The following is a 21,902-nucleotide window of genomic DNA, read 5'->3' as shown; positions in this document are numbered from 1 at the left end:
TTAAGGATTTAAAATGGTTTTTAATTTTTTCTTTATTCTGTTCATCTTTACTCTAGCGTTTACTTCAGAAATACCAAGTGTTTCAGATATTTCTGTGTAATTTTTATCTTCTAGATAAAGAAAAACCAGTGCTTTTTCTATGTCTCCTAACTGTTTTACAGCCTTGTACATTAACTTAAGTTGTAATTCTTCCGTCTCATCATATTCATCTGCCTTAATTTTAAAAATTACAGACTCGTAGTCTTGTGTGTTTACCCTTCTTTTAGATTTTCGATAAAGTGTTATTGCAGTGTTTAGTGCAACTCTATACATCCAGGTACTAAATTTAGCGTCTCCCCTAAACTTTGGGTACGCTTTCCATAGTTGTATTGTTATTTCTTGAAACAAGTCGTTATGCGCATCCCTATCATTAGTATATAAGGTGCAGACTTTGTGAACAATGTTCTGATTGTTCTCTAGTTCTGTTACAAATGCATGCTCTAAGTCTTTGCTCACTTTTAGTTGGTGGTTGTATTAGTTAGTAGTTGTAAGGTGTTATTTGTTACACTAGAATTGAAAAAATTATTTTCTTGGATGATAATTAGCAATTACCTCTGCTAAATGTGTTCTGTCTAAATGTAAGTATACTTCTGTTGTTGTAATACTTTCGTGTCCCAACATTTGTTGTATAGCTCTTAAATCTGCTCCATTTTCTAGTAAATGTGTTGCAAATGAGTGTCTTAGTGTGTGCGGACTAATTGTTTTTTTTAGACCAATCTGTTCCGCTAACTGTTTAATAATAGTAAATATCATGGCACGGGTTAATTGTCTACCTCTTCTGTTTAAAAACAAAATATCTTCAAATCCTTTTTTTATGTCTAGGTGATTTCTTATTTGGTCCTTATATATACTAATGTACTTTTTATTAATATCACTAATAGGTACAAAACGTTGTTTATCTCCTTTACCAGTAACTCTAATAAAGTCTTCTTTAAAAAAAAGATCAGAAAGTTTTAGGTTGGTAAGTTCAGATACACGCAAGCCACAGCCATATAAGGTTTCTAGCATTGCTCTGTTGCGCTCGCCTTCTGGTTTACTTAAGTCTATGGCGTTAATTAAATCGTTAATTTCTTCTAAATTGAGTGTATCTGGGAGTTTACGACCGGTTTTTGGAGACTCTATTAAGTCCATAGGGTTGTCTATCCTATAATCTTCAAAGATTAGATAGTTAAAAAAACTCTTTAATCCAGATATAATTCTTGCTTGTGATCTAGGGTTAATGCTGGCAGATATCTCGTATATAAATTGCTGAGTAGTTTGTTTAGAGATGGAAATAGGTGTTTCTGTTATGTTTTTTTGTTCTAAAAACAGAATTAGCTTTTCCACATCTAAAACGTAATTTGTAATAGAATTGTCCATTAATCCTCTTTCTATTTTCAGAAAGTGCTGATAATCAGTTAGTCCCTGTCTCCATTTCATGTAGGTTAAAATTAAGTTAATAATTTGGTTAAAAAAAGAGTTTTTTACTGGTCTTTTTTCTTGACATCTGGTTATTGTTGGTTTACAACAAATACCTACATTTACACAACAAATGTTGTAAGTAAACAAAATTAACAATCTATGTTTACTGCATAATTATAAACTAAAAATTAAAATTTTTTATGAAAAAGTTATTTATTGTAGCTATCACAGCTCTAGGATTTACTTTTGCTGCACAAGCACAAGATGCTGCAGCTTCTACTAACGGCGGACAAACTGCTCAAGGTAAATGGTTAATTGAAGCTAACACAGGTTTTGGTGCTGTTAGTGCTGCAAATACTGGATTTGGTTTACAATCTGTAGATGGTGAAACTACTTGGTCTTTAGGTGCTGAAGGTGGTTATTTTGTTGCTGATGATTTAGCAATAAAAGTTGGTTTAGGTTACCAAGATCAAGGTAATGATTTATCTGCTTTTACTTATAAAGTTGGAGCTAAATATTACATCGCTAGTATGATTCCTGTACAAGTTGATTATGCTGGTGCAAGTGTTAAAGATGCAGACGAAAACCCAAGCTTTTTAGGTTTACAAGGTGGTTATGCTATTTTCTTAGGTGAAAACGTTAGTATTGAGCCAGGTCTACGCTACAACATTACTATGAATGATGATGCATTTTCTGAAGATGTTTTTCAATTCCAAATTGGTTTTGCTTTACATTTCTAAGTAAAACTTACCTAATAGTATTAAGGCTGTCTAATTTTAGGCAGCCTTTTTTTTATCCTTTTTTGAGTTGATACTGTTAATTAAATATTAAATTAATGTTTATACTACAGTGTTTGTAAGTAGATTGAAATATTTGTTTAAGTTTGCCGCATAATTATAAACTAAAAATTAAAAATTTTTTTATGAAAAAGTTATTTATTGTAGCTATTACAGCTCTAGGATTTACTTTCGCTGCACAAGCACAAGAAGATGGTACTATCGGTGGTTTTGAACAAGGTGACGTATTTATTGAAGGAACCTTAGGTTTTGGTAGCACTAATGATAAAAATACTGACGAAAAATCTAATGGATTTAACTTTACACCAAAAGTTGGATTTTTATTAAATGATGATTTTGCACTTGGTGCTCAATTAGACTTTCGTAGTTCTAAAACAGAAGTAGGCGGAACAGATACTTCGGAAATCTCTGGTTTTGGTGCAGGTGTTTTTGGTCGTTATTACTTTTTAGATTTAGGACAACGTTTTAAAACTTACACAGAGTTAGGTTTTGCTTATAATAGCGCAGAAGACAAACTTGCAGACGTAAAAGCTAATGGTTTTGGAGCAGGTTTAGATTTAGGTCTTAACTATTTTGTTAAAGAAAACATTGCACTTACTTTTACTTTAGATAACCTTGTAGGTTACTCTTCTACTAAGTTGGATGTTTCTGGAGCTAAGGCTTCAAGCGAATTCAATTTTGGTATTGGTGAAGTAAACAATCCTTTTGGAGGAACTGCTAATTTTGGTATTTTATTTGTATTCTAATAAAATTACAAAAAGCAATATTATGTAAAAGGCTATCTAATTTAGGTAGCCTTTTTTTTTGTTTATTTTTTGAGTTGATATTGTTAATTAAATATTAAATTAATGTTTATACTACAGTGTTTGTAAGTAGATTAAAATATTTGTTTAAGTTTACGGTATAATTATAAACTAAAAATTAAAATTATTATTTATGAAAAAGTTATTTATTGTAGCTATTGCGGCTCTAGGATTTGCTTTTAGTGCTCAGGCTCAAGAAGGTTTTGGTGCAGGTGTTAATTTAGGTATTCCTATGGGGGATATTGATGATTTTTACGGTTTTAATATAGGTGTAGACGCACAGTATTTAGGAGCTGTTTCAGAAACTTTTTATGCTGGTGGTACTGTTGGCTATTCTCGTTATTTTGGGAAAAGTGAGGAAGGTTATGAAGCAGAAGATATTTCTTTTTTACCAATTGCTGCTGTAGCTAAATTTATGGTTACTGAAGATTTTTCTATTGGTACAGATTTAGGGTATGCTGTTAGTCTTAAAGATGAATTAGATGGAGGTTTTTATTACCGTCCTAAATTAGGATACAGAATTGCAGATGCAATAGAACTTAATTTGTCGTATGCAGGTATTAGCTTAGAAGAAGATATAAATGCTGCTACTTTTAACATAGGAGTTATGTTTCAGTTGTAAAAGCAGCTAAAATAAAATTTAAAAAGGAAGCCCAAAGGCTTCCTTTTTTTATGCATAATAATTAGTATTTTTACAGTATGAAATTACTAATAATCAATGGTCCTAACCTTAACCTTTTAGGTAAAAGAGAGCCGGCTATATATGGCAATACTACATTTGTAGACTATTTTTCAAGCCTACAAATAACCTATAAAAATATAGAGTTAAGCTATTATCAATCTAACATAGAAGGTGAACTTATAGATAAAATACAAGAAGTTGGTTTTTCTTATGATGGCATTATTTTAAATGCAGCTGCTTATACACATACTTCTATTGGTATAGGAGATGCAATAAAAGCAATAGAAACACCTGTTGTAGAGGTACATATTTCTAATACATTTGGTCGTGAAGAGTTTCGTCATCAATCTTATATATCTCCTAACGCTAAAGGTGTAATACTTGGTTTTGGCTTACAGAGTTACGACTTGGCTATACAGAGCTTTTTGGCATCAAAATAAAACATATTTAATGCATAAAACATATTTTAACTGGAGTAGTGGTAAAGACTCTGCCTTCGCATTGTATAAAATGCAACAGTCTAAAACGTATAAAGTAGATAGACTTGTAACTTCTGTAAATTCTACATTTAATAGAGTGTCTATGCACGGTTTACGTTTGCCTTTATTAGAGTTACAAGCAAAAGCAATTGGTTTGCCTTTACAGACCATTATGTTAAATGCAGATGTGTCTATGTCTAGCTACAATGAAGTTATGAAAACTACAATGCAAGGTTTAGTGGCAGAAGAATACACACACGCTATTTTTGGAGATATTTTTTTAGAAGATTTAAAAAAGTATAGAGAAGATAAATTACAAGAAGTTGGAGTAACAGGTGTTTTTCCGCTGTGGAAGCAAGATACAAAGCAGTTGCTTAAAGAGTTTTTGCAATTGGGTTTTAAAGCAATTACAGTTTGTGTTAATGCTAAGGTATTAGATGACTCTTTTGTTGGTAGAGAGGTAGATGAAAGTTTTTTTAACGATTTACCAGAGAATGTAGATCCTTGTGGAGAAAATGGAGAGTTTCATACGTTTGTGTACGATGGTCCTAATTTTGCGCAAGCAGTAGCGTTTACTAAAGGAGAAAAAGTACAGAAAAGTTACGCTCCAACTAGTAAGGATGATGACAATTGTTTTAAAAAAGATGAAGATACTACTTGGGATACGTCTTTTTGGTACTGTGATCTTCTTCCAAAATAAAAAAAAGTCCTAAGCTTTTAAAGCTTTAGGACTTAAGTATTTTTCTTCTATATAAAATGTTCCAAAGGGTAGTAGTGATGCAATAAAGAGTATTGCATATCTTTTTATGCCCCAATTTTGTTGTCTGCATACTAGAACTGCTATAATAGCATACGCTATAAATAAAACTCCGTGTGCATTACCAATGTAAATATTAGGTTCTTTAATACCTGCCATATATTTTAAAGGCATACCAACACCAAATAAAAGTAAATAAGAAATTCCTTCTAATATTGCAATAAGTCTAAATGTTTTAAGCATATTTTTTAATTTAAAAAAAGCCTAAAATCTAAGAGTTGACACGCTTAGACTTTAGGCAATTTATATTGTATAAGTTTTTAACTATTACAAGTGTATCACCTCATCATAAGCATCTGCTACGGCTTCCATAACAGCTTCACTCATTGTTGGGTGTGGGTGTATCGCTTTTAGTATTTCATGACCAGTAGTTTCTAGTTTACGTGCAACAACAGCTTCAGCTATCATATCTGTAACACCAACACCAATCATATGACAACCTAACCACTCACCATATTTAGCATCAAAAATAACTTTTACAAAACCATCTGGAGTACCAGAAGCTTTTGCTTTACCACTTGCAGAGAATGGGAATTTACCAACCTTAAGTTCAAATCCTTTTTCTTTAGCTTGCTTTTCTGTTAAACCAACAGAAGCTATTTCTGGAATACAGTATGTACAACCTGGTATATTACCATAGTCAATAGGCTCTACGTGTAAACCAGCTATTTTCTCTACACAAAGTATACCTTCTGCAGAAGCAACGTGTGCTAAAGCTGGGCCAGGAGTAACATCTCCAATAGCATAGTAACCTGGTATGTTTGTTTGGTAATAATCATTTACCATTATTTTATCTCTATCTGTAGCAATACCAACATTTTCTAAACCAATGTTTTCTATGTTCGTTTTAATACCTACAGCAGATAAAACAACATCAGCCTGTATAATTTCTTCTCCTTTACTAGTTTTAACGTAAACGCTAACACCATTACCAGATGTATCTACTTTAGTAACCTCAGAAGATGTTTTAATTGTAACACCTGCTTTTTTAAAGCTACGCTCTAATTGCTTAGAAATATCTTGGTCTTCTACAGGTACAATGTTTGGTAAGTATTCTACAACAGTTACTTCTGTACCAATAGAGTTGTAAAAGTATGCAAACTCCATTCCTATAGCTCCACTACCAACAACAACCATTTTTTTAGGTTGCTCTTTTAAAGACATTGCTTCTCTGTAGCCAATAATTTTTTTACCATCTTGTGGTAAACTAGGCAACTCTCTACTACGAGCGCCAGTTGCAACTATAACATGGTCTGCACTGTATTCAGTTTCTTTACCATCTTCATCTTTAACAGATACTTTTTTACCCGCTTTTAATGTACCGTAACCTTTAATGACTTCAATTTTATTTTTTTTCATTAAAAATTGAACTCCTTTACTCATTCCATCGGCAACATTACGACTACGGTTAACAATAGCGCCAAAATCCTTATCAACATTTTCAGCATTTAAACCGTAATCCGAAGCGTGTTTTAAGTATTCAAAAACTTGAGCAGATTTTATTAATGCTTTGGTAGGGATACAACCCCAATTTAGACATACTCCGCCTAAACTTTCTTTTTCTACTATAGCTGTTTTTAAACCTAATTGTGAAGCTCTAATAGCAGTTACATAACCACCTGGTCCACTGCCTAAAACAATAACATCAAAATTGCTCATATATATACTTTTATTTGTCTAAAATTTTAAAGTAACAAATGTACAAAACCAATTAGCAATTAGCAATTACCAAAATCTATAAATATCAATAATAACAGAATGCTAACGTTTTAGTACTTATCTTTATATTTTACTCACTAAAACAAACATTATATAGAGATGAAAGCAGTTAAATTTCAATTTTTAATACTATTTCTTTTTGTTGGTGCATCTGTTACGGCACAATCTAAAGATGTAATTATACAAGTGCAAAAGGTAACTCCACAAGTATATATGCTAGTTGGGCAAGGTGGAAATATTGGTGTTTTTGTAGGAGAAGATAATGTGCTAATGATAGACGATCAGTTTAGTAGGTTAAGCCCTAAGATTAAAGCAGCAATAGAAACAATAACCACAAAACCAATTGCATATTTAATAAATACACATATGCACGGTGACCATACAGGTGGTAATGCAAATTTTAATTCTAAAAGCACTACTGTTATTGCTCACCATAAAGTTAGAGAGCGTTTAATTAAAGAGAATAATGAAGCCCTTTCTGCTAAAAAAATAGATTCTATTACTGCAAAAAAGTCGCTTCCAGAAATTACATTTTCTGATACTATGTTATTGTATGATGGTGATGAGACTATAATGACAATACACGTACACAATGCACATACAGATGGCGATGCACAAATTTACTTTAGTGACAACAATGTATTGCATATGGGAGATACCTATTTCGCGGGTAAATACCCGTACATAGATTTAAGTCGTGGCGGTAGCGTAGACGGCTATATTACTGCCTTAAAAAATGGCGCTATGCTTGCCAATGCTGATACTAAAATTATACCTGGACACGGAGAACTGTCTAATAAAAAGGAGTTATTAGAGTATATAAAAACACTAGAAACTATCTATACTAGTGTGATGAAAGAAATTGAAGCTGGTAAAAGTCTAGAAGATGTAGTTGCAAACAAAGCAATAACAGCTCCGTTTGATGCTACTTATGATTGGAGTTTTATATCAGCAGAAAAAATTAGAGAAACATTTTATAAAAGCTTGAAGAATAAGCACTAATTACTTTCCAAACATTTTTTTGTTAAACTCATCAGATTTTCCAGAAGGTATAGAGAGCGATTGCCACTCTGTACCTTTTATCATTCTGCCTACATATGCAATTTGTGCTATGTGCCCAGCGTAATGTGCAAGTTGCCTGCTTACTGCTGCCATAACCGAATGCTCTACAGCGCGTATTTTAATTTTTGAAGTAATATTATTTTCATTAATGTTGTCAATTGCAGCAAATAAGCAATCCCAGCCTTTGTTCCAATGCACAAGCATTTCTTCTTTTGTTTTATATGGCGCAACAAATTCAGATTCTCTATTACGCCATTCTTTTTCGCCATCTTCCGTAAAAAAGTTTGTCCACCTACTTAGCATATTGCCAACCATATGTTTTACAATTATGGCAATACTGTTATCGGCCTCGCCATATGTCCAATGTAAATCTTCATTTGTGAGTTGGTCAAATGTTTTTTCAGCCATTGTTTTATTTCGGTTAAACTCAAACAGCATACTTTCTTTATAGTCATCAACAAAACTCATAATTATTTTTTTAAGACGGATTAAAATTTAAGCTAGCAGAATTAATACAGTAACGCTGGCCTGTTGTTTCTTGTGGTCCATCATCAAAAACGTGACCTAAATGTCCGCCACAATTAGCGCAAACAGTTTCAACTCTTGTCATTCCGTGCGTTGTATCTTTAATATATTCTATAGAACCCTCTATAGCTTTATCAAAAGAAGGCCAGCCACAGCCACTTTCAAATTTGTGATTGCCATTAAAAAGTGTAGCGTTACAACCTTTGCAATTGTAGCTACCATCTTTAAAATGAAGATTAAATTCGCCTGTATGCGGGTATTCTGTTCCTTTGTTTCTTAAAACGTTGTAAGACTGTTCTGGAAGCTCAGCTTTCCATTGTTCTTCTGTTTTTTCTATGGTATATTTTTTATTCATTATTTTGTAGGTGTAAATTTTAAGGCAGCGCCATTTATACAATGTCTTTCTCCTGTTGTGTTTTTAGGTCCGTCGTTAAAAACGTGTCCTAAATGTCCGTTACAAACGGCACAATGTTCCTCGGTGCGTTTGGTTCCAATTTTGTAATCTACATCAAAAGCAACGTTACCATCTATTGTTCTATCAAAACTAGGCCAGCCAGTACCAGACTTAAACTTGTGTTCGCTCTTAAATAAAGGAGTATCGCAAGCGGCGCAACTATAAATTCCTTTTTCTTTAATTTCTAAAAGGTTGCTAGAAAAAGCGCGCTCTGTACCAGCTTTACGTAAAACATTGTATTCTAAAGGTGTTAACTGAGCTTTCCATTGCGCATCTGTTTTTTCAACCTTTGCTATGTCTTGCTTTGTTGTAGTTTCTTTTGTTTTTTGTGAGTTTCCCTTGCAGCTTATAAATAGTGCTACTATGCTAAAAATTAGTAATTTTTTATACATCAATTTTATATTTTAAGGTTATTCAAATTTAGTCGATTTTAAATGCAATTCCTATCAAACTAAAGACATAAAAAAAGCCTCTACTTGTAACAAGTAGAGGCTAGTAATACTATAAAATATTCTTATTTTAACGAAACCTGTATAACATCTTCTTCTGTAGTATCTAAAATACCCATAACATCGTTAATATTGCTCGTATCTAATTTACCATTAACAGCTTCTGCAGGTAAAATAACTACTCTAAAAGTTTGGTTATCTGTATCAGCAGTTGCTAAAGTGCCTAAATCAAAATCTGACTCTAAAAACAAGTTAACATCTAAAAATGTGTGGTCGTAGTTGTATAATAAAGTACCTTGATCTAATAATCTTGTTTGCGGTAATAAACGCCAGATGTCTACAGAATCCCCGTTACTGTCTGTTGTTTGGTCCCATAATATATAAGCTAATACAACATCAGATTCAAAAACCTCTACGGTTGTAGGGAATTCAAAATATAAAGAATAGTCATTAGCAGGAGTAAAGCTACCTGTAATTTCATATACACTTCCGGTGATGTTCACGCCATCTACGCCGTCAACTCCATCTCTGCCGTCAGAACTACTACAAGCTGTTAATACTAATGCAAATACTGCTGCTATGGTCAAGGTAATTTTTTTCATAATGTGTAATTTTTTCGTTTTCTATTTTAAGTGTTTCAAAAAGCGTTCCAATTTTAAAATTAAAGAATTTATTTTGCATATCACCTAAAGAAATAAGATTATATCTATGATATTATAACAACATAGAATATTTTTGTATTTTTAAAAAACACACTAAACACATTACTATTATGAAAAAGATATTATTAGTATTAACCATTTTTATTGCGGTTTCGGCTTGTAAGGTGAATCCTTTTACAGGTAAAAAAACGTTGAATATGTATCCAAACAGTTCAATTTTTCCGACAGCTTTTGCTCAATACGATCAGTTTTTAACAGATAACAAAACAATTACAGGCACAGCAGACGCAAAAATGATTGCTTCTGTGGGGCAACGTATAGCTTCTGCAGCAGAACGTTGGTTAACGGCAAACGGTTATCCAGGCTATTTAAAAGATTACAAATGGGAATATAATTTAGTTGATGATAACACTGTAAATGCATGGTGTATGCCAGGAGGTAAAATTGTTTTTTACACAGGTATATTACCAATTTGTAAAGGGGAAACGGGAGTTGCTGTTGTTATGGGGCACGAGGTTGCACACGCATTAGCAGATCACGGAGCGCAACGTATGTCTGCAGGACAGTTACAACAAATAGGAGCTGTTGCAGGTAATGTTTTAATTCAGGACGATAAAACAAAAGGAATGTTTAATCAGGCTTATGGTGTAGGTTCTCAAGTAGGTGTTATGCTACCTTTTAGTAGAGGTCACGAGACTGAAGCAGACCGTATTGGTTTACAAATTATGGCTATAGCTGGTTACAATCCGGATGAAGCAGCAGAACTTTGGAAAAGAATGAAAGCAAATAGTGGAGGACAAGCGCAACCAGAATTTATGAGTACGCACCCATCTAACGATACTAGAATTAATAATTTAACAGCTTGGGCTCCTGCAGCAAGAGAAGAAGCAAAGAAATTTGGAGTAACTACTTTTAAGTAATAGTAGTATAAAAGTAAAATTCATTTATAATTGTATATTAGAGCTGTTCAAAACAAAACTTGAACAGCTCTAATTTTTTTATATGACTAGTATTGCATTAGTAAAAGGAAGTAAAAAACTATTAAATGCCTGGGCCTTTTACGATTGGGCAAACTCAGTTTATAGTTTGGTAATAGCATCTGCTATATTTCCTATTTTTTATGGCGCACTATTTAGATCAGCGAACATAGAAAAAGTAACTATTTTTGGCGGAGAAATTGCCAGAGCTCCTTTAATTAGTTACACCACATCTTTAGCATTTGTTTTTATAGCAATTATAACGCCCTTAATTTCTGGAGTTGCAGATTATTTAGGAAATAAAAGAATGTTTATGAAATTCTTTTGCTACTTGGGAGGTATCTCTTGTATTGGCTTATATTGGTTTTCATTAGAAAATATATATTTTGGACTGCTTTGTTTTTTTATGGGCTTGGTTGGTTTTTGGGTGAGTTTTGCTATAAATAATTCTTATTTACCAGATGTTGCACATCCAGAGCAGATGGATGCTATTAGCGCCAAAGGCTTTTCTATGGGGTATGCAGGTAGTGTGTTATTGTTGCTTCTTAATTTAGCAATGGTAATGAAACCAAAGTTTTTTGGAATAGAATCTGATATTGACGGAGTTGCTGAACTTAAGGCAATGAAGTATTCTTTTGTTACCGTAGGTATTTGGTGGATAATTTTTAGTCAGTATACATTTTATTACTTGCCAAAAGGAAACAAGCAAGAAGGGAAGCGTAGCAATGTAATTTTAAATGGTTTTAAGGAGTTAAAAGGAGTTTGGCATCAACTAGGAGATCAAATAAAATTAAAACGTTATTTAGTTGCTTTTTTTGTGTACAGTATGGCTGTACAAACAGTAATGCTAATTGCTACTTATTTTGGAGAAGAAGAAATTGGTTGGGGGTCTGATAGTGAGCGTACAACAGGTTTAATAATAAGTATCTTGGTAATACAGTTAGTTGCTATTTTAGGTGCTGTAATTACGGCAAATGCATCTAAAAAGTTCGGTAATGTTAAAACATTAGTTGTTGTAAATTTACTTTGGATTGTTATCTGTATATATGCCTTTTTTATGCTAACACCAATAGATTTTTATATAGGAGCAGGTTGTGTTGGCTTAGTTATGGGAGGTATACAGGCATTGTCTAGATCTACGTATTCTAAGTTTATACCAGAGACCAAAGACACTACATCTTTCTTTAGTTTTTACGATGTTGCAGAAAAAATAGGTATTGTAATAGGAACCTTTTTATATGGCTTTGTAGCCCAGGTAACGGGTAGTATGCGTAATGCTATTGTGTTTTTAGCAGTATTTTTTATTGCAGGCGTAATACTATTATTGCAAGTAGATAAAAAAATAAAACCAAAACAATAAAAGCAAAAAGGCAGATTATAATTTTTATAATCTGCCTTTTTTAATATGTGATGTTTTTCTTATCCTTTAGAAATACCACCAGAACCAGAAGTCTTACTTTCAATTTTTTTAGGATTTCCTCTGTATCTAATATCTCCAGAGCCAGATACTCTTGCATCTAAAGTTTCTTTAGCTGTAACTTTAATATCAGCAGAACCAGAAACCAAAGCTTTTACATAGTCTGCCTGTAAGTCATACGCAGAAATGTCTCCAGAACCAGATACTCTAATTGTAAAATCTGTAGCAGAGCCACTTAAATTAATATCTCCAGAGCCAGACATTGACGCCTTTAATTCTTTAGCTTCAACCTTTAAATTAATGTCACCAGAACCAGAAATACTTGTTTCAAAAGAATTACTAACTAAAGTTGTTTTACCTACTATATCACCAGAACCAGATACTGTAACTTCATTAATGTGTTCTACAGGTACAGTAATTAATAATTTACTATTTCTAGAAGGAGTTAAGTTCATCCCTTTTTCAGCTTTAATTACAAGCTTTCCGTTTTTAACTTCGGTTTTAATGTGTTCAAGAATATTTTCATCACCCTTAAGTGTAATACTTCCTTCCTTGCCATTAACTAATTCTACATCAAAAAAACCAGCTAAAGAGATTGCTTCGTAATCGCCAACACTTCTAGTCGTTGTCGTAATAGTACCATTTCCTTTTACACGCTTTCCCCATTGTGCGTTTGCCGTAATAGCTAGGGTTAGAGCTAAGCTAAGAGTTATTATTTTTTTCATTTTATTGTGTTTTAATTTTTACGTATTGATATGCTTCCGTATTCGGTTTTAACAGCTACAAAGTTATTACTGTTTTCTGATCCGCAATTGCCTTTATAATATTTTTTAGAGTTTTTAACTTCTTTAACATTTAGGTTACAGTTATCTAATCCGCTTATTCCTCCGTAAGAAGAATGTAACTCAAAATTAAAGTTGTAAGTAGGGCTGTAGCCAATTTTAATTCCTGTGTAATCTGCGCTAATATCTACATCGCCTGCATTTTTTGTTAGTTCATTAATTTTTATAGACCCATAATCTGCATGAATAGAAACATTGCCGTTTATGTTTCCTAGTTTAACACTTATGTAATCTCCATTACCTTCTATATTAGAAACATCGTCAACTGTTATGCTACCGTAATCACTATTGTAATTAAGGTTTTTCATCTTGTTAATAGTTGCGTTTGTATAATCTGTAATTAAAGTTAAATCTCCTGCCTTTGCAATTGTAAAACCAGAATAGTCTGCATTAATTTTACCGCTGTTTATATAACCTATTTCAGATTTTGAAGTGTAATCAAAATTTAAATTGTTGTTTCTTCCTCTAAGTTCACCAATAGCTAATTTGCCGTAATCGCAATTAATTGTTGCGTGGCCATCAATCCTATCTATAGTGATAGAACCATAATCATTAGTTAGGTCTATGTTATTTTTCACGGGCAGTTTAATGGTATAGTTAATTTCCATGGTCACATTATTATTGTTGCCCCAGCCCCAGTTACTACTTTTTTCTATGTTTGTTTTTGCCGAAACCAAACTGCTAGAACCATCAAAATTAATGGTAATATTATCTAACTTGCGTTGTACTTTTTCTTCGTTATTACCACTTGTTTTAATGTGTACAATTATCTCTACTCTATTTTGATCCCAAGAAATAATATTTAAATTGCCATACTTATTAGCTACTCTTAATAGCGCATTGGCATTTACCGTATAGTCTTTTTTTATTGTTTTTTCTTTGGTGTATTTGCCATTATCGTTGTGAGCAATACCAAGTAGAGGTATGGCAAGTAAGAGTAAGGTTATTACCTTATAATGTAAAGTTTTCATCATTGTATTTCTTTAAGTTTTTAATAGTATCAATTTGTTTCATAACATCTTTTACAAGATCTATTCTGGTTTGGTAATTGGTTATTATAGTGCTTAATATTAATTTGGTATTACCTCCATTTATTAGGTTTTGTTCTAAAATGCTATAATCTTTTTCTAGTTTCTGTAATTGTAAAAGAGTATCGGCTATAATTTTTTTGGTAGTGGGCGAATTCTCTTTTTTTAAATTATTAATTTGATCGTTAATTAAACTAGCAAAGTAATTTTTTGTTTCTGTAACCTCAGGAGCTATTTCTGTAATTTGCTCTGTTGTAGAGGGGTTTGTATTAAAAAATGCAATACCAATTGTACATAAAAATGCAATGGATGCAGCAATAGCAAAAGGTTTCCAAAAAGAGTTTTTATTGTTTTTTGGTTCACTATTATTTATGGTATTCAATTTTTTTAAAAACCGATCTTTATGTCCAACACTAGGTTCTTGGGTGTCAAAATTACCTTCAAGATTTTTAAAAAGATCTTCTATGTTATTGTTATCGATCATATGCAATCGTGTATTAATTTTTTACGCAAACTGTCTTTAGCTCTTGAAATTGTAGTTCTACAATTGGCATTGCTAATATTCATTATTTCACTTATTTCTTCATAGTCGTACCCTTCTATTAAATGTAAGGTCAAAGAAATTCTGTAATTGTCTTTCAATTGTGTCATGGCAGCCATCACTTTTTGAGCCTTCAATTGTGTTTCACCATTATCTATTGCACTACTATCAGTATCTTTGACCTTGTACATTATGTCATCTATAGCAACTTCGTTATTCTTTTGTTGCTTTCTGTATTGGTAAATACTATTGTTAATTACTATGCGTTTTAACCAAGCCCCAAAAGCTACTTCACCTTTATAGGTATGTAATTTTGTAAAGGCACTTAAAAACGATTCCTGCATTATATCCTCTGCTTCAGCGCTGTGTTTTACAATTCGGTACGCAGTATTGTGCATTGCTTTATAGTACCGGTTATAGATCTCTAGCTGTGCACTTTGCTTACCTTCTTTGCATTGTAGCAATAAAGTATTGATATGTTCTTTTTGTTGGCTCAAAAAAATGTGTGGTTTGTTTTATAGATGATAGATTGATTTAATTGTTACAATTTTTTTAAAATCTATTTGGTATTGGCATAAGAATTGACCTAATATAGCAGATTAAACTATGGTAGAAGCCAAGTAATAAGGGGTTTTGCTTAGATTTTATAAAAATAACTAAATTTAAATAATAGATTTCTGTTTTTATTTTATGACAGAATGACTGAAATATAATTATGCGAGATTCAGAATTTGACAATTTGGCGCTGCAAGGTATTAATGAAGAAGCAGAGCTTATACCATTATTAACGCCAGAAGACGAGGAGGAGATGAGTAATGAGCAGCTGCCAGAAACATTACCAATATTACCTTTGCGTAATACGGTATTATTTCCAGGTGTTGTTGTGCCTATTACAGCAGGGAGAGACGCCTCTATACATTTAATTAAAGATGCTAATAATGGTTCTAAAGTTATTGGTGTTGTAGCCCAAAAAGATGAAGAAACAGAAAACCCGGGTATAGGAGATATACATACTATGGGTACTGTTGCAAGAATATTACGTGTTTTAAAAATGCCAGATGGTAATACAACCGTAATTATACAAGGTAAAAAAAGATTCGAAGTAGCTGAGGTTTTAACAGAGAAGCCTTATATGACGGCAACTGTACGCGAAGCTAAAGAGGTTAGGGAAGAAGAAGATACGCCAGAATTTAAAGCTATAATAGAGTCTATTAAAGAGATGGCTTTAAAAGTGATTTCTGAAAGCCCAAACATCCCTAGTGAAGCTTCTTTTGCTATAAAGAATATAGAAAGCAACTCGTTTTTAATAAACTTTGTATCATCTAACTTAAGATTGCCTGTAAAAGATAAACAAGCGTTATTAGAGATTGAAAACTTAAAAGAAAGAGCTTTAGCGACATTAAAGTTTATGAATGTTGAGATGCAGAAATTGCAATTGAAAAACGACATTCAGTCTCGTGTACGTACAGATATGGATCGCCAGCAAAGAGAATACTTTTTGCACCAGCAAATGAGAACCATACAAGAAGAACTGGGAGGCGGAGCTACGGCAGAAGATGAGTTGGTTGAGCTTAGAGAAAAAGCCAAAGATAAAAAGTTTACTAAAAAAGAAAGAGAGTACTTTAATAAGGAGCTAAGTAAAATGCAACGTATGAATCCGCAAGTGGCGGAATATGCTATACAGCGTAATTACCTAGACTTTTTTGTAGACCTGCCTTGGGGAGATTATTCTACAGATAAGTTCGACTTAAAAGAGGCTCAAAGAATATTAGATAGAGACCATTACGGTTTAGAGGATGTAAAAAAGAGAATTATAGAATATCTAGCGGTTTTAAAATTGCGTAATGATATGAAATCTCCTATTTTATGTTTGTACGGACCTCCAGGAACAGGAAAAACATCTTTAGGTAAATCTATAGCAGAGGCTTTAGGTAGAAGTTATGTTAGAATGTCTTTGGGAGGGTTGCGAGATGAGTCTGAAATTAGAGGGCACCGTAAAACCTACATCGGTGCAATGCCAGGTAGAGTTTTAAAAAATATTAAAAAAGCAGAACATTCTAATCCGGTTTTTGTTTTAGATGAAATAGATAAACTATCTAACAGTCATCAAGGAGATCCTTCTTCTGCAATGTTAGAAGTTTTAGATCCTGAGCAAAACAATGAGTTCTATGATAATTTCTTAGAGCTTGGGTACGATTTATCTAAGGTAATGTTTATTGCTACAGCAAATAACCTAGGAGCTATACAACCAGCACTTAGGGATCGTATGGAGATTATAAATGTATCTGGTTATACTATTGAAGAAAAGGTAGAAATAGCTAAAAGGCATTTGTTGCCAAAACAATTAAAAGAGCACGGATTAAAGCCTAAAGATTTAAAAATTGGAAAGGCACAATTAGAGAAAATTGTAGAGGGTTATACAAGAGAATCTGGTGTGCGTTCTTTAGATAAACAAATAGCTAAAATGGTGCGTTATGCAGCAAAATCTATAGCAACAGAAGAAGAATACGAGGTAAAAGTTACCAATGAAATTATAGAAAAAGTTTTAGGTCCTGCAAGGTTAGAAAGAGATAAATACGAGAATAACGATGTTGCAGGTGTAGTAACAGGTTTAGCTTGGACTAGTGTTGGCGGGGATATTTTATTTATAGAATCTATTTTATCTAAGGGTAAAGGAACTATGAATATTACAGGTAACCTTGGTAAGGTAATGAAAGAGTCTGCTACCATAGCGTTAGAATATATAAAGTCTAATGCAGAAAATTTTGGTATTAAAGATGAGGTTTTTGAGAAGTACAATGTGCATATACACGTACCAGAAGGAGCAACGCCAAAAGATGGTCCTAGTGCAGGTGTAACTATGCTAACATCTTTAGTGTCTTTGTTTACGCAACGTAAAATTAAAAAGAGCTTGGCAATGACAGGTGAAATTACATTACGTGGTAAGGTATTGCCAGTTGGCGGTATCAAAGAAAAGATATTGGCTGCTAAGCGTGCTAGAATTAAAGAGATAATTTTGTGCGAAGAAAACAGAAAAGATATTTTAGAAATTAAAGAAGATTATCTAAAAGGTCTTACTTTTCATTATGTAACAGAAATGAGTGAGGTTATAGACATCGCTATAACAGATCAAAAAGTAAAAAATGCAAAAAAAATCTAAAATTGTAGAGGCTATTTAATTAAATTTAGGTAGCCTTTATTTTAAGAATATAAATATGAAAAAAATCACCATAGCTATAGATGGTTATTCATCTACCGGAAAAAGTACCATTGCAAAGCAACTAGCAAAAGCTCTAGGTTATGTATATGTAGATACAGGAGCAATGTATAGAGCGGTAACTTTATATGCTATAAGAAAAGGTTTTGTTTCTGAAACTAGTGATAATTTTACTGCGTTAGTAGAAGCTTTACCAAGCATAAATGTAAAATTTGTGCATAATGAAGAATTGGGTTTTTCAGAAATGTTTTTAAATGATGAAAACGTAGAGAAAGAAATAAGAACATTGGCAGTTTCTAAACTAGTAAGTAAAGTGGCAGCTGTAAAAGAGGTGCGCACAAAGCTTGTAGAAATGCAAAAAGAAATGGGTAAGGATAAAGGTATTGTAATGGACGGTAGAGATATTGGTTCAGTCGTTTTTCCTGACGCAGAATTTAAAGTATTTATGACTGCTTCTCCGGAGACAAGAGCTCACAGACGCTATAAAGAGCTATTAGATAGAGGAGATGATGTAACTTTTGAGGAAGTTCTAAAAAATGTAAGAAGCAGAGATTATATAGACTCTAACCGTAAAGAATCACCATTAATATTAGCAAAAGATGCTATTGAGTTTGATAATAGTGATATGGGGCTGGTAGAACAATTTGAGCGAATGCATAATTACGCATTACGCATTATAGAAAAAGAATAAAATAAAAAAACGGCAATCTAAAATTTAGATTGCCGTTTTCTTTTAACCGCTGTATTTTATAAATTTGGTATTACCAAAACTTGGTCAGGGTGTATAACGTCAGGATTTTTTAAGACTCCAGTGTTAGCCTCAAAAATTTGCTTATATTTCATTGGGTCTCCGTAATAATGCTTCGCAATTTTACTTAAAGAATCACCACCTTTTACGGTATGTCTGTGATAAACAGATTCATCTTCAATAGAAATGTTAGCTGTAACATCTGCAGGACTATCGCCACCAACTTCTTTAATCTTATCCCAAATTAGGTTTTTTTCGTACTGCGTAGCAGCTTGTCCTTTTATCTTTAAAACGCCACCTTCTTCAGTTACGTTACCATCTTTAATTGCTAATTTTTCACCAAGATCTAAAACAGATTGGTATTTTGCTTTTACGCTCATAATGTTTATTATTTATAGTTAATTAATAAGCTCAATATACTAAATATTACATCAATCTTAAAGCAAAAATTCTAAAAAATTAGAACAGCTAGCTAATAGCTTGAAAATTAGTTAAAAGCAGTACTTGTTTTAGTAAGTATTTAGTTGTATTTTTGCACCCCTTTTTAACGGTAGTGTAAGAGGAAAAGGGATAATAAAATTTATATAACATCTTTTGTAGTGGAAGTTTAACTCTTGTAACATTGCAAAATACAAATTTTAATCAGCAAATGGCTGAAGACAAAAACAACGCTCAAGTAGAGGAATCTACAACGGCACCAGAAGTAAAAGCAGTAACACCTAAGCAAGATCCAAAAGAATTTTTGGCTGAATTTGATTGGGATAAGTACGAAGAAGGAATTGAGCGTGTAGACGATTCTAAATTAGAAGAGTTTGAAGCGATGGTTGCTGAAAACTTCGTAGATACTGCAGATGAAGAAGTAGTTACAGGTACAGTTGTTCATTTAACTGAGCGTGAAGCTATTATTGATATTAACGCTAAGTCTGAAGGTGTTATATCATTAAACGAATTTCGTTACAATCCAGATCTTAAGGTTGGAGACAGCGTTGAGGTTTTAATTGATATTCGTGAAGACAGAAGTGGTCAATTAGTATTATCTCACAGAAAAGCTAGAACAATCAAGGCTTGGGACAGAGTTAATAACGCTTGTGAAAAAGAAGAAATCGTTAATGGTCATGTTAAGTGTAGAACTAAAGGTGGTATGATCGTAGATGTATTTGGAATTGAGGCATTCTTGCCAGGTTCTCAAATAGACGTTAAGCCAATTAGAGATTACGATCAATATGTTGGTAAAAACATGGAATTCAAGGTTGTTAAGATTAACCAAGAATTTAAGAACGTAGTTGTTTCTCATAAAGCATTAATTGAAGCTGATATTGAAGAACAGAAGAAAGAAATCATTGGTCAATTAGAAAAAGGACAAGTATTAGAAGGTGTTGTTAAAAACATTACTTCTTACGGTGTGTTTATTGATCTTGGTGGTGTAGATGGTTTAATCCATATTACAGATCTTTCTTGGTCTAGAATTAACCATCCAAATGAGGTTGTTGAATTAGATCAGAAAATGAACGTTGTAATTTTAGATTTTGATGATAACAAATCTAGAATTCAATTAGGTCTTAAGCAATTAGAGAAGCACCCATGGGAAGCGTTAAGCGAAGACATGAAAGTTGGTGACAAAGTTAAAGGTAAAGTAGTTGTTATAGCAGATTACGGTGCATTTATTGAAGTTGCTGAAGGTGTTGAAGGTTTAGTACACGTTTCTGAAATGTCTTGGTCTACGCACTTGCGTTCGGCTCAGGATTTCGTAAAAGTTGGTGATGAGATTGAAGCTCAAATCTTAACTTTAGATCGTGACGATCGTAAAATGTCTCTAGGTATTAAGCAATTAACTCCAGATCCATGGACTGATATTGTAACTAAATACCCAGTTAACTCTAAGCATAAAGGTATTGTACGTAACTTTACTAACTTTGGTGTGTTTGTAGAAATGGAAGAAGGTATAGATGGTTTAATCTATATTTCTGATCTTTCTTGGACTAAGAAAATTAAGCACCCATCTGAGTTTGTTACTGTTGGTGAAACTTTAGAAGTAGAGGTATTAGAATTAGATGTAGATGCACGTAAACTTAGTTTAGGTCATAAACAAACTACTGATAACCCTTGGGATAAATACGAAACTGAATTTGCTTTAGATACAGTACATAAAGGTACTATAGATGAAATGGTAGATAAAGGAGCAATTGTTAACTTTAACGAAGACATTGCAGCATTTGTACCAACTCGCCACTTAGAGAAAGAAGATGGTAAGAAAATTGAAAAAGGTGAAGAAGCAGACTTTAAAATAATTGAATTCAATAAAGAATTTAAGAGAGTTGTTGCTAGTCATACTGCAATTTTTAGAGAAGAAGAACAACGTAATGTAAAAGCAGCTGTTAAGAGACAATCAGCAGCAGCAGACGAAGCTAAGCCAACTTTAGGTGATGCTAACGAAGCTTTACAAGCGTTAAAAGATAAAATGGACGCAGCTAACAAAAAGTAAGCTCACATTTTAATAAATTTTAAAAGCCTAAACGAAAGTTTAGGCTTTTTTTTATGCCTAAAAACGAATAGCTAAATTGCTGTTTTGTAGTTAATTTTAGAACTTAGACAATGCTCTAAGTTTTAAAAAATAGAAACATATAAATAAAGAGTTTAGTTTATTTAACTACTTTACGTATAAATTGCTATTTTTGTATAGCAAAAGTCTTGGTATCCTAACCTATGAGTAAAAAAGTACTACTTTCCTCTAAAGAAATCCAAATCATATTACATAGATTGGCTTGTCAGTTATTAGAAAATCATTCAGATTTTAAAGACACCGTCTTAATAGGATTGCAGCCACGTGGCACATTTTTAGCTAAAAGACTTACAGATCTTTTAACACAAGAATATGGAGTTAAAGAAATAAATTTAGGTTCTTTAGATATCACATTTTATAGAGATGACTTTAGAAGAGGAGATAAAACTTTAGAAGCAAGTAAAACCCATATAGATTTTTTAGTTGAAGATAAAAAAGTGGTTTTTATAGACGACGTACTCTATACAGGGCGAAGCATTAGATCTGCATTAACCGCAGTACAATCTTTTGGTAGACCTGCAGAAATAGAATTACTAACCTTAATAGACCGCAGATTTAGTAGACATTTGCCAATACAACCTAATTATAGAGGTAGGCAAGTAGATGCAATTAATGGGGAAAAGGTACAAGTCCTTTGGGATGAGAATGAAGGACAAGATATTGTCTATTTAATAAATGAATAA

At 32.7% G+C, this 21,902-nt stretch carries 25 protein-coding genes; 12 read left to right on the top strand and 13 right to left on the bottom strand.

What is annotated here, in order from left to right:
* The gene (locus tag M4I21_RS16575; RefSeq protein ID WP_072301726.1) at positions 1–495 is read right to left on the bottom strand and encodes an RNA polymerase sigma factor; all 495 of its coding nucleotides are present in this window, start codon (positions 493–495) and stop codon (positions 1–3) included.
* A gap of 66 nt (positions 496–561) precedes the next feature.
* Positions 562–1,458 (bottom strand): site-specific tyrosine recombinase, encoded by an 897-nt coding sequence (locus M4I21_RS16570; protein WP_249560339.1) that lies wholly within the window; start codon positions 1,456–1,458, stop codon positions 562–564.
* Positions 1,459–1,640: 182 nt separating this feature from the next.
* On the opposite strand from M4I21_RS16570, the gene M4I21_RS16565 reads away from it, so the two are divergent.
* The 5 genes from M4I21_RS16565 to M4I21_RS16545 all read left to right on the top strand — a co-directional run bounded on the left by M4I21_RS16565 (position 1,641) and on the right by M4I21_RS16545 (position 4,901).
* Complete coding sequence (locus M4I21_RS16565) at positions 1,641–2,180, top strand: hypothetical protein (protein ID WP_249560338.1); 540 nt, start codon at positions 1,641–1,643, stop codon at positions 2,178–2,180.
* A 182-nt stretch (positions 2,181–2,362) separates the two neighbouring features.
* Positions 2,363–2,983 carry an outer membrane beta-barrel protein gene (locus tag M4I21_RS16560; protein WP_249560337.1) on the top strand — a complete coding sequence of 207 codons (621 nt, stop codon included), beginning with the start codon at positions 2,363–2,365 and terminating at the stop codon, positions 2,981–2,983.
* A gap of 190 nt (positions 2,984–3,173) precedes the next feature.
* On the top strand, positions 3,174–3,662 hold the full coding sequence (locus tag M4I21_RS16555) for an outer membrane beta-barrel protein (RefSeq protein WP_249560336.1): 489 nt from the start codon (positions 3,174–3,176) through the stop codon (positions 3,660–3,662).
* A 77-nt stretch (positions 3,663–3,739) separates the two neighbouring features.
* Complete coding sequence (aroQ, locus tag M4I21_RS16550) at positions 3,740–4,162, top strand: type II 3-dehydroquinate dehydratase (protein ID WP_249560335.1); 423 nt, start codon at positions 3,740–3,742, stop codon at positions 4,160–4,162.
* Between the two features lie 10 nt (positions 4,163–4,172).
* Entirely contained in the window at positions 4,173–4,901 is a 729-nt protein-coding gene (locus M4I21_RS16545) for a Dph6-related ATP pyrophosphatase (protein ID WP_249560334.1), read from the top strand.
* A gap of 9 nt (positions 4,902–4,910) precedes the next feature.
* Here M4I21_RS16545 and M4I21_RS16540 read toward each other — a convergent pair whose 3' ends face one another.
* Entirely contained in the window at positions 4,911–5,201 is a 291-nt protein-coding gene (locus tag M4I21_RS16540) for a DUF3817 domain-containing protein (protein WP_249560333.1), read from the bottom strand.
* Positions 5,202–5,285: 84 nt separating this feature from the next.
* Positions 5,286–6,677: a dihydrolipoyl dehydrogenase gene (gene lpdA, locus M4I21_RS16535; RefSeq protein ID WP_249560332.1), complete on the bottom strand. Its 1,392-nt coding sequence runs from the start codon at positions 6,675–6,677 to the stop codon at positions 5,286–5,288.
* A gap of 159 nt (positions 6,678–6,836) precedes the next feature.
* Here lpdA and M4I21_RS16530 point away from each other — a divergent pair, with 159 nt between their 5' ends.
* The gene (locus tag M4I21_RS16530) at positions 6,837–7,739 is read left to right on the top strand and encodes an MBL fold metallo-hydrolase (protein WP_249560331.1); all 903 of its coding nucleotides are present in this window, start codon (positions 6,837–6,839) and stop codon (positions 7,737–7,739) included.
* Here M4I21_RS16530 and M4I21_RS16525 read toward each other — a convergent pair whose 3' ends face one another.
* From M4I21_RS16525 to M4I21_RS16510, 4 genes are all read right to left on the bottom strand, one after another.
* A complete protein-coding gene (locus M4I21_RS16525) occupies positions 7,740–8,267 on the bottom strand; it encodes a DUF1572 family protein (RefSeq protein ID WP_249560330.1) in 528 nt (175 codons plus the stop codon).
* A 10-nt stretch (positions 8,268–8,277) separates the two neighbouring features.
* Positions 8,278–8,679, bottom strand: coding sequence for a peptide-methionine (R)-S-oxide reductase MsrB (gene msrB / locus M4I21_RS16520; RefSeq protein WP_249560329.1), 402 nt, complete (start codon positions 8,677–8,679; stop codon positions 8,278–8,280).
* Entirely contained in the window at positions 8,679–9,170 is a 492-nt protein-coding gene (msrB, locus tag M4I21_RS16515) for a peptide-methionine (R)-S-oxide reductase MsrB (protein WP_249560328.1), read from the bottom strand. The genes msrB (M4I21_RS16520) and msrB (M4I21_RS16515) overlap by 1 nt, the downstream gene beginning before the upstream one ends.
* A gap of 122 nt (positions 9,171–9,292) precedes the next feature.
* Positions 9,293–9,829 (bottom strand): collagen-like protein, encoded by a 537-nt coding sequence (locus tag M4I21_RS16510; protein WP_249560327.1) that lies wholly within the window; start codon positions 9,827–9,829, stop codon positions 9,293–9,295.
* Positions 9,830–9,999: 170 nt separating this feature from the next.
* On the opposite strand from M4I21_RS16510, the gene M4I21_RS16505 reads away from it, so the two are divergent.
* Together M4I21_RS16505 and M4I21_RS16500 are read left to right on the top strand one after the other, a co-directional pair.
* Positions 10,000–10,809, top strand: coding sequence for a M48 family metallopeptidase (locus M4I21_RS16505; RefSeq protein WP_249560326.1), 810 nt, complete (start codon positions 10,000–10,002; stop codon positions 10,807–10,809).
* Positions 10,810–10,891: 82 nt separating this feature from the next.
* The gene (locus tag M4I21_RS16500) at positions 10,892–12,226 is read left to right on the top strand and encodes an MFS transporter (RefSeq protein WP_249560325.1); all 1,335 of its coding nucleotides are present in this window, start codon (positions 10,892–10,894) and stop codon (positions 12,224–12,226) included.
* A gap of 59 nt (positions 12,227–12,285) precedes the next feature.
* On the opposite strand, the gene M4I21_RS16495 is transcribed toward M4I21_RS16500, so the two are convergent.
* Genes M4I21_RS16495 through M4I21_RS16480 form a run of 4 tightly spaced genes read right to left on the bottom strand, consistent with a single transcriptional unit; the run spans position 12,286 to position 15,191 of the window.
* A complete protein-coding gene (locus M4I21_RS16495) occupies positions 12,286–13,008 on the bottom strand; it encodes a head GIN domain-containing protein (RefSeq protein ID WP_249560324.1) in 723 nt (240 codons plus the stop codon).
* A gap of 11 nt (positions 13,009–13,019) precedes the next feature.
* On the bottom strand, positions 13,020–14,099 hold the full coding sequence (locus tag M4I21_RS16490; RefSeq protein ID WP_349628899.1) for a DUF4097 family beta strand repeat-containing protein: 1,080 nt from the start codon (positions 14,097–14,099) through the stop codon (positions 13,020–13,022).
* Positions 14,077–14,637, bottom strand: a complete 561-nt coding sequence (locus tag M4I21_RS16485; protein WP_249560323.1) for a hypothetical protein — start codon at positions 14,635–14,637, stop codon at positions 14,077–14,079. The genes M4I21_RS16490 and M4I21_RS16485 overlap by 23 nt, the downstream gene beginning before the upstream one ends.
* Positions 14,634–15,191: an RNA polymerase sigma factor gene (locus M4I21_RS16480; protein WP_249560322.1), complete on the bottom strand. Its 558-nt coding sequence runs from the start codon at positions 15,189–15,191 to the stop codon at positions 14,634–14,636. Before M4I21_RS16480 ends, M4I21_RS16485 begins: the two co-directional genes overlap by 4 nt.
* A 218-nt stretch (positions 15,192–15,409) precedes the next feature.
* Here M4I21_RS16480 and lon point away from each other — a divergent pair, with 218 nt between their 5' ends.
* Both lon and cmk read left to right on the top strand, forming a co-directional pair.
* On the top strand, positions 15,410–17,854 hold the full coding sequence (gene lon, locus M4I21_RS16475; protein WP_249560321.1) for an endopeptidase La: 2,445 nt from the start codon (positions 15,410–15,412) through the stop codon (positions 17,852–17,854).
* 55 nt (positions 17,855–17,909) lie between these two features.
* Positions 17,910–18,602: a (d)CMP kinase gene (gene cmk / locus M4I21_RS16470; protein WP_249560320.1), complete on the top strand. Its 693-nt coding sequence runs from the start codon at positions 17,910–17,912 to the stop codon at positions 18,600–18,602.
* Between the two features lie 56 nt (positions 18,603–18,658).
* Here the strand turns inward: cmk and M4I21_RS16465 are convergent, their stop codons facing one another.
* Entirely contained in the window at positions 18,659–19,039 is a 381-nt protein-coding gene (locus M4I21_RS16465) for a LysM peptidoglycan-binding domain-containing protein (protein WP_249560319.1), read from the bottom strand.
* A gap of 269 nt (positions 19,040–19,308) precedes the next feature.
* On the opposite strand from M4I21_RS16465, the gene rpsA reads away from it, so the two are divergent.
* Both rpsA and pyrR read left to right on the top strand, forming a co-directional pair.
* The gene (rpsA, locus tag M4I21_RS16460; protein WP_249560352.1) at positions 19,309–21,141 is read left to right on the top strand and encodes a 30S ribosomal protein S1; all 1,833 of its coding nucleotides are present in this window, start codon (positions 19,309–19,311) and stop codon (positions 21,139–21,141) included.
* A 221-nt stretch (positions 21,142–21,362) separates the two neighbouring features.
* Entirely contained in the window at positions 21,363–21,902 is a 540-nt protein-coding gene (gene pyrR, locus M4I21_RS16455; protein WP_249560318.1) for a bifunctional pyr operon transcriptional regulator/uracil phosphoribosyltransferase PyrR, read from the top strand.

Origin of the sequence: Cellulophaga sp. 20_2_10, from assembly GCF_023476645.1 — a bacterium.
Lineage (GTDB): Bacteria > Bacteroidota > Bacteroidia > Flavobacteriales > Flavobacteriaceae > Cellulophaga.
This window is presented reverse-complemented; position numbering and strand designations above follow the sequence as displayed.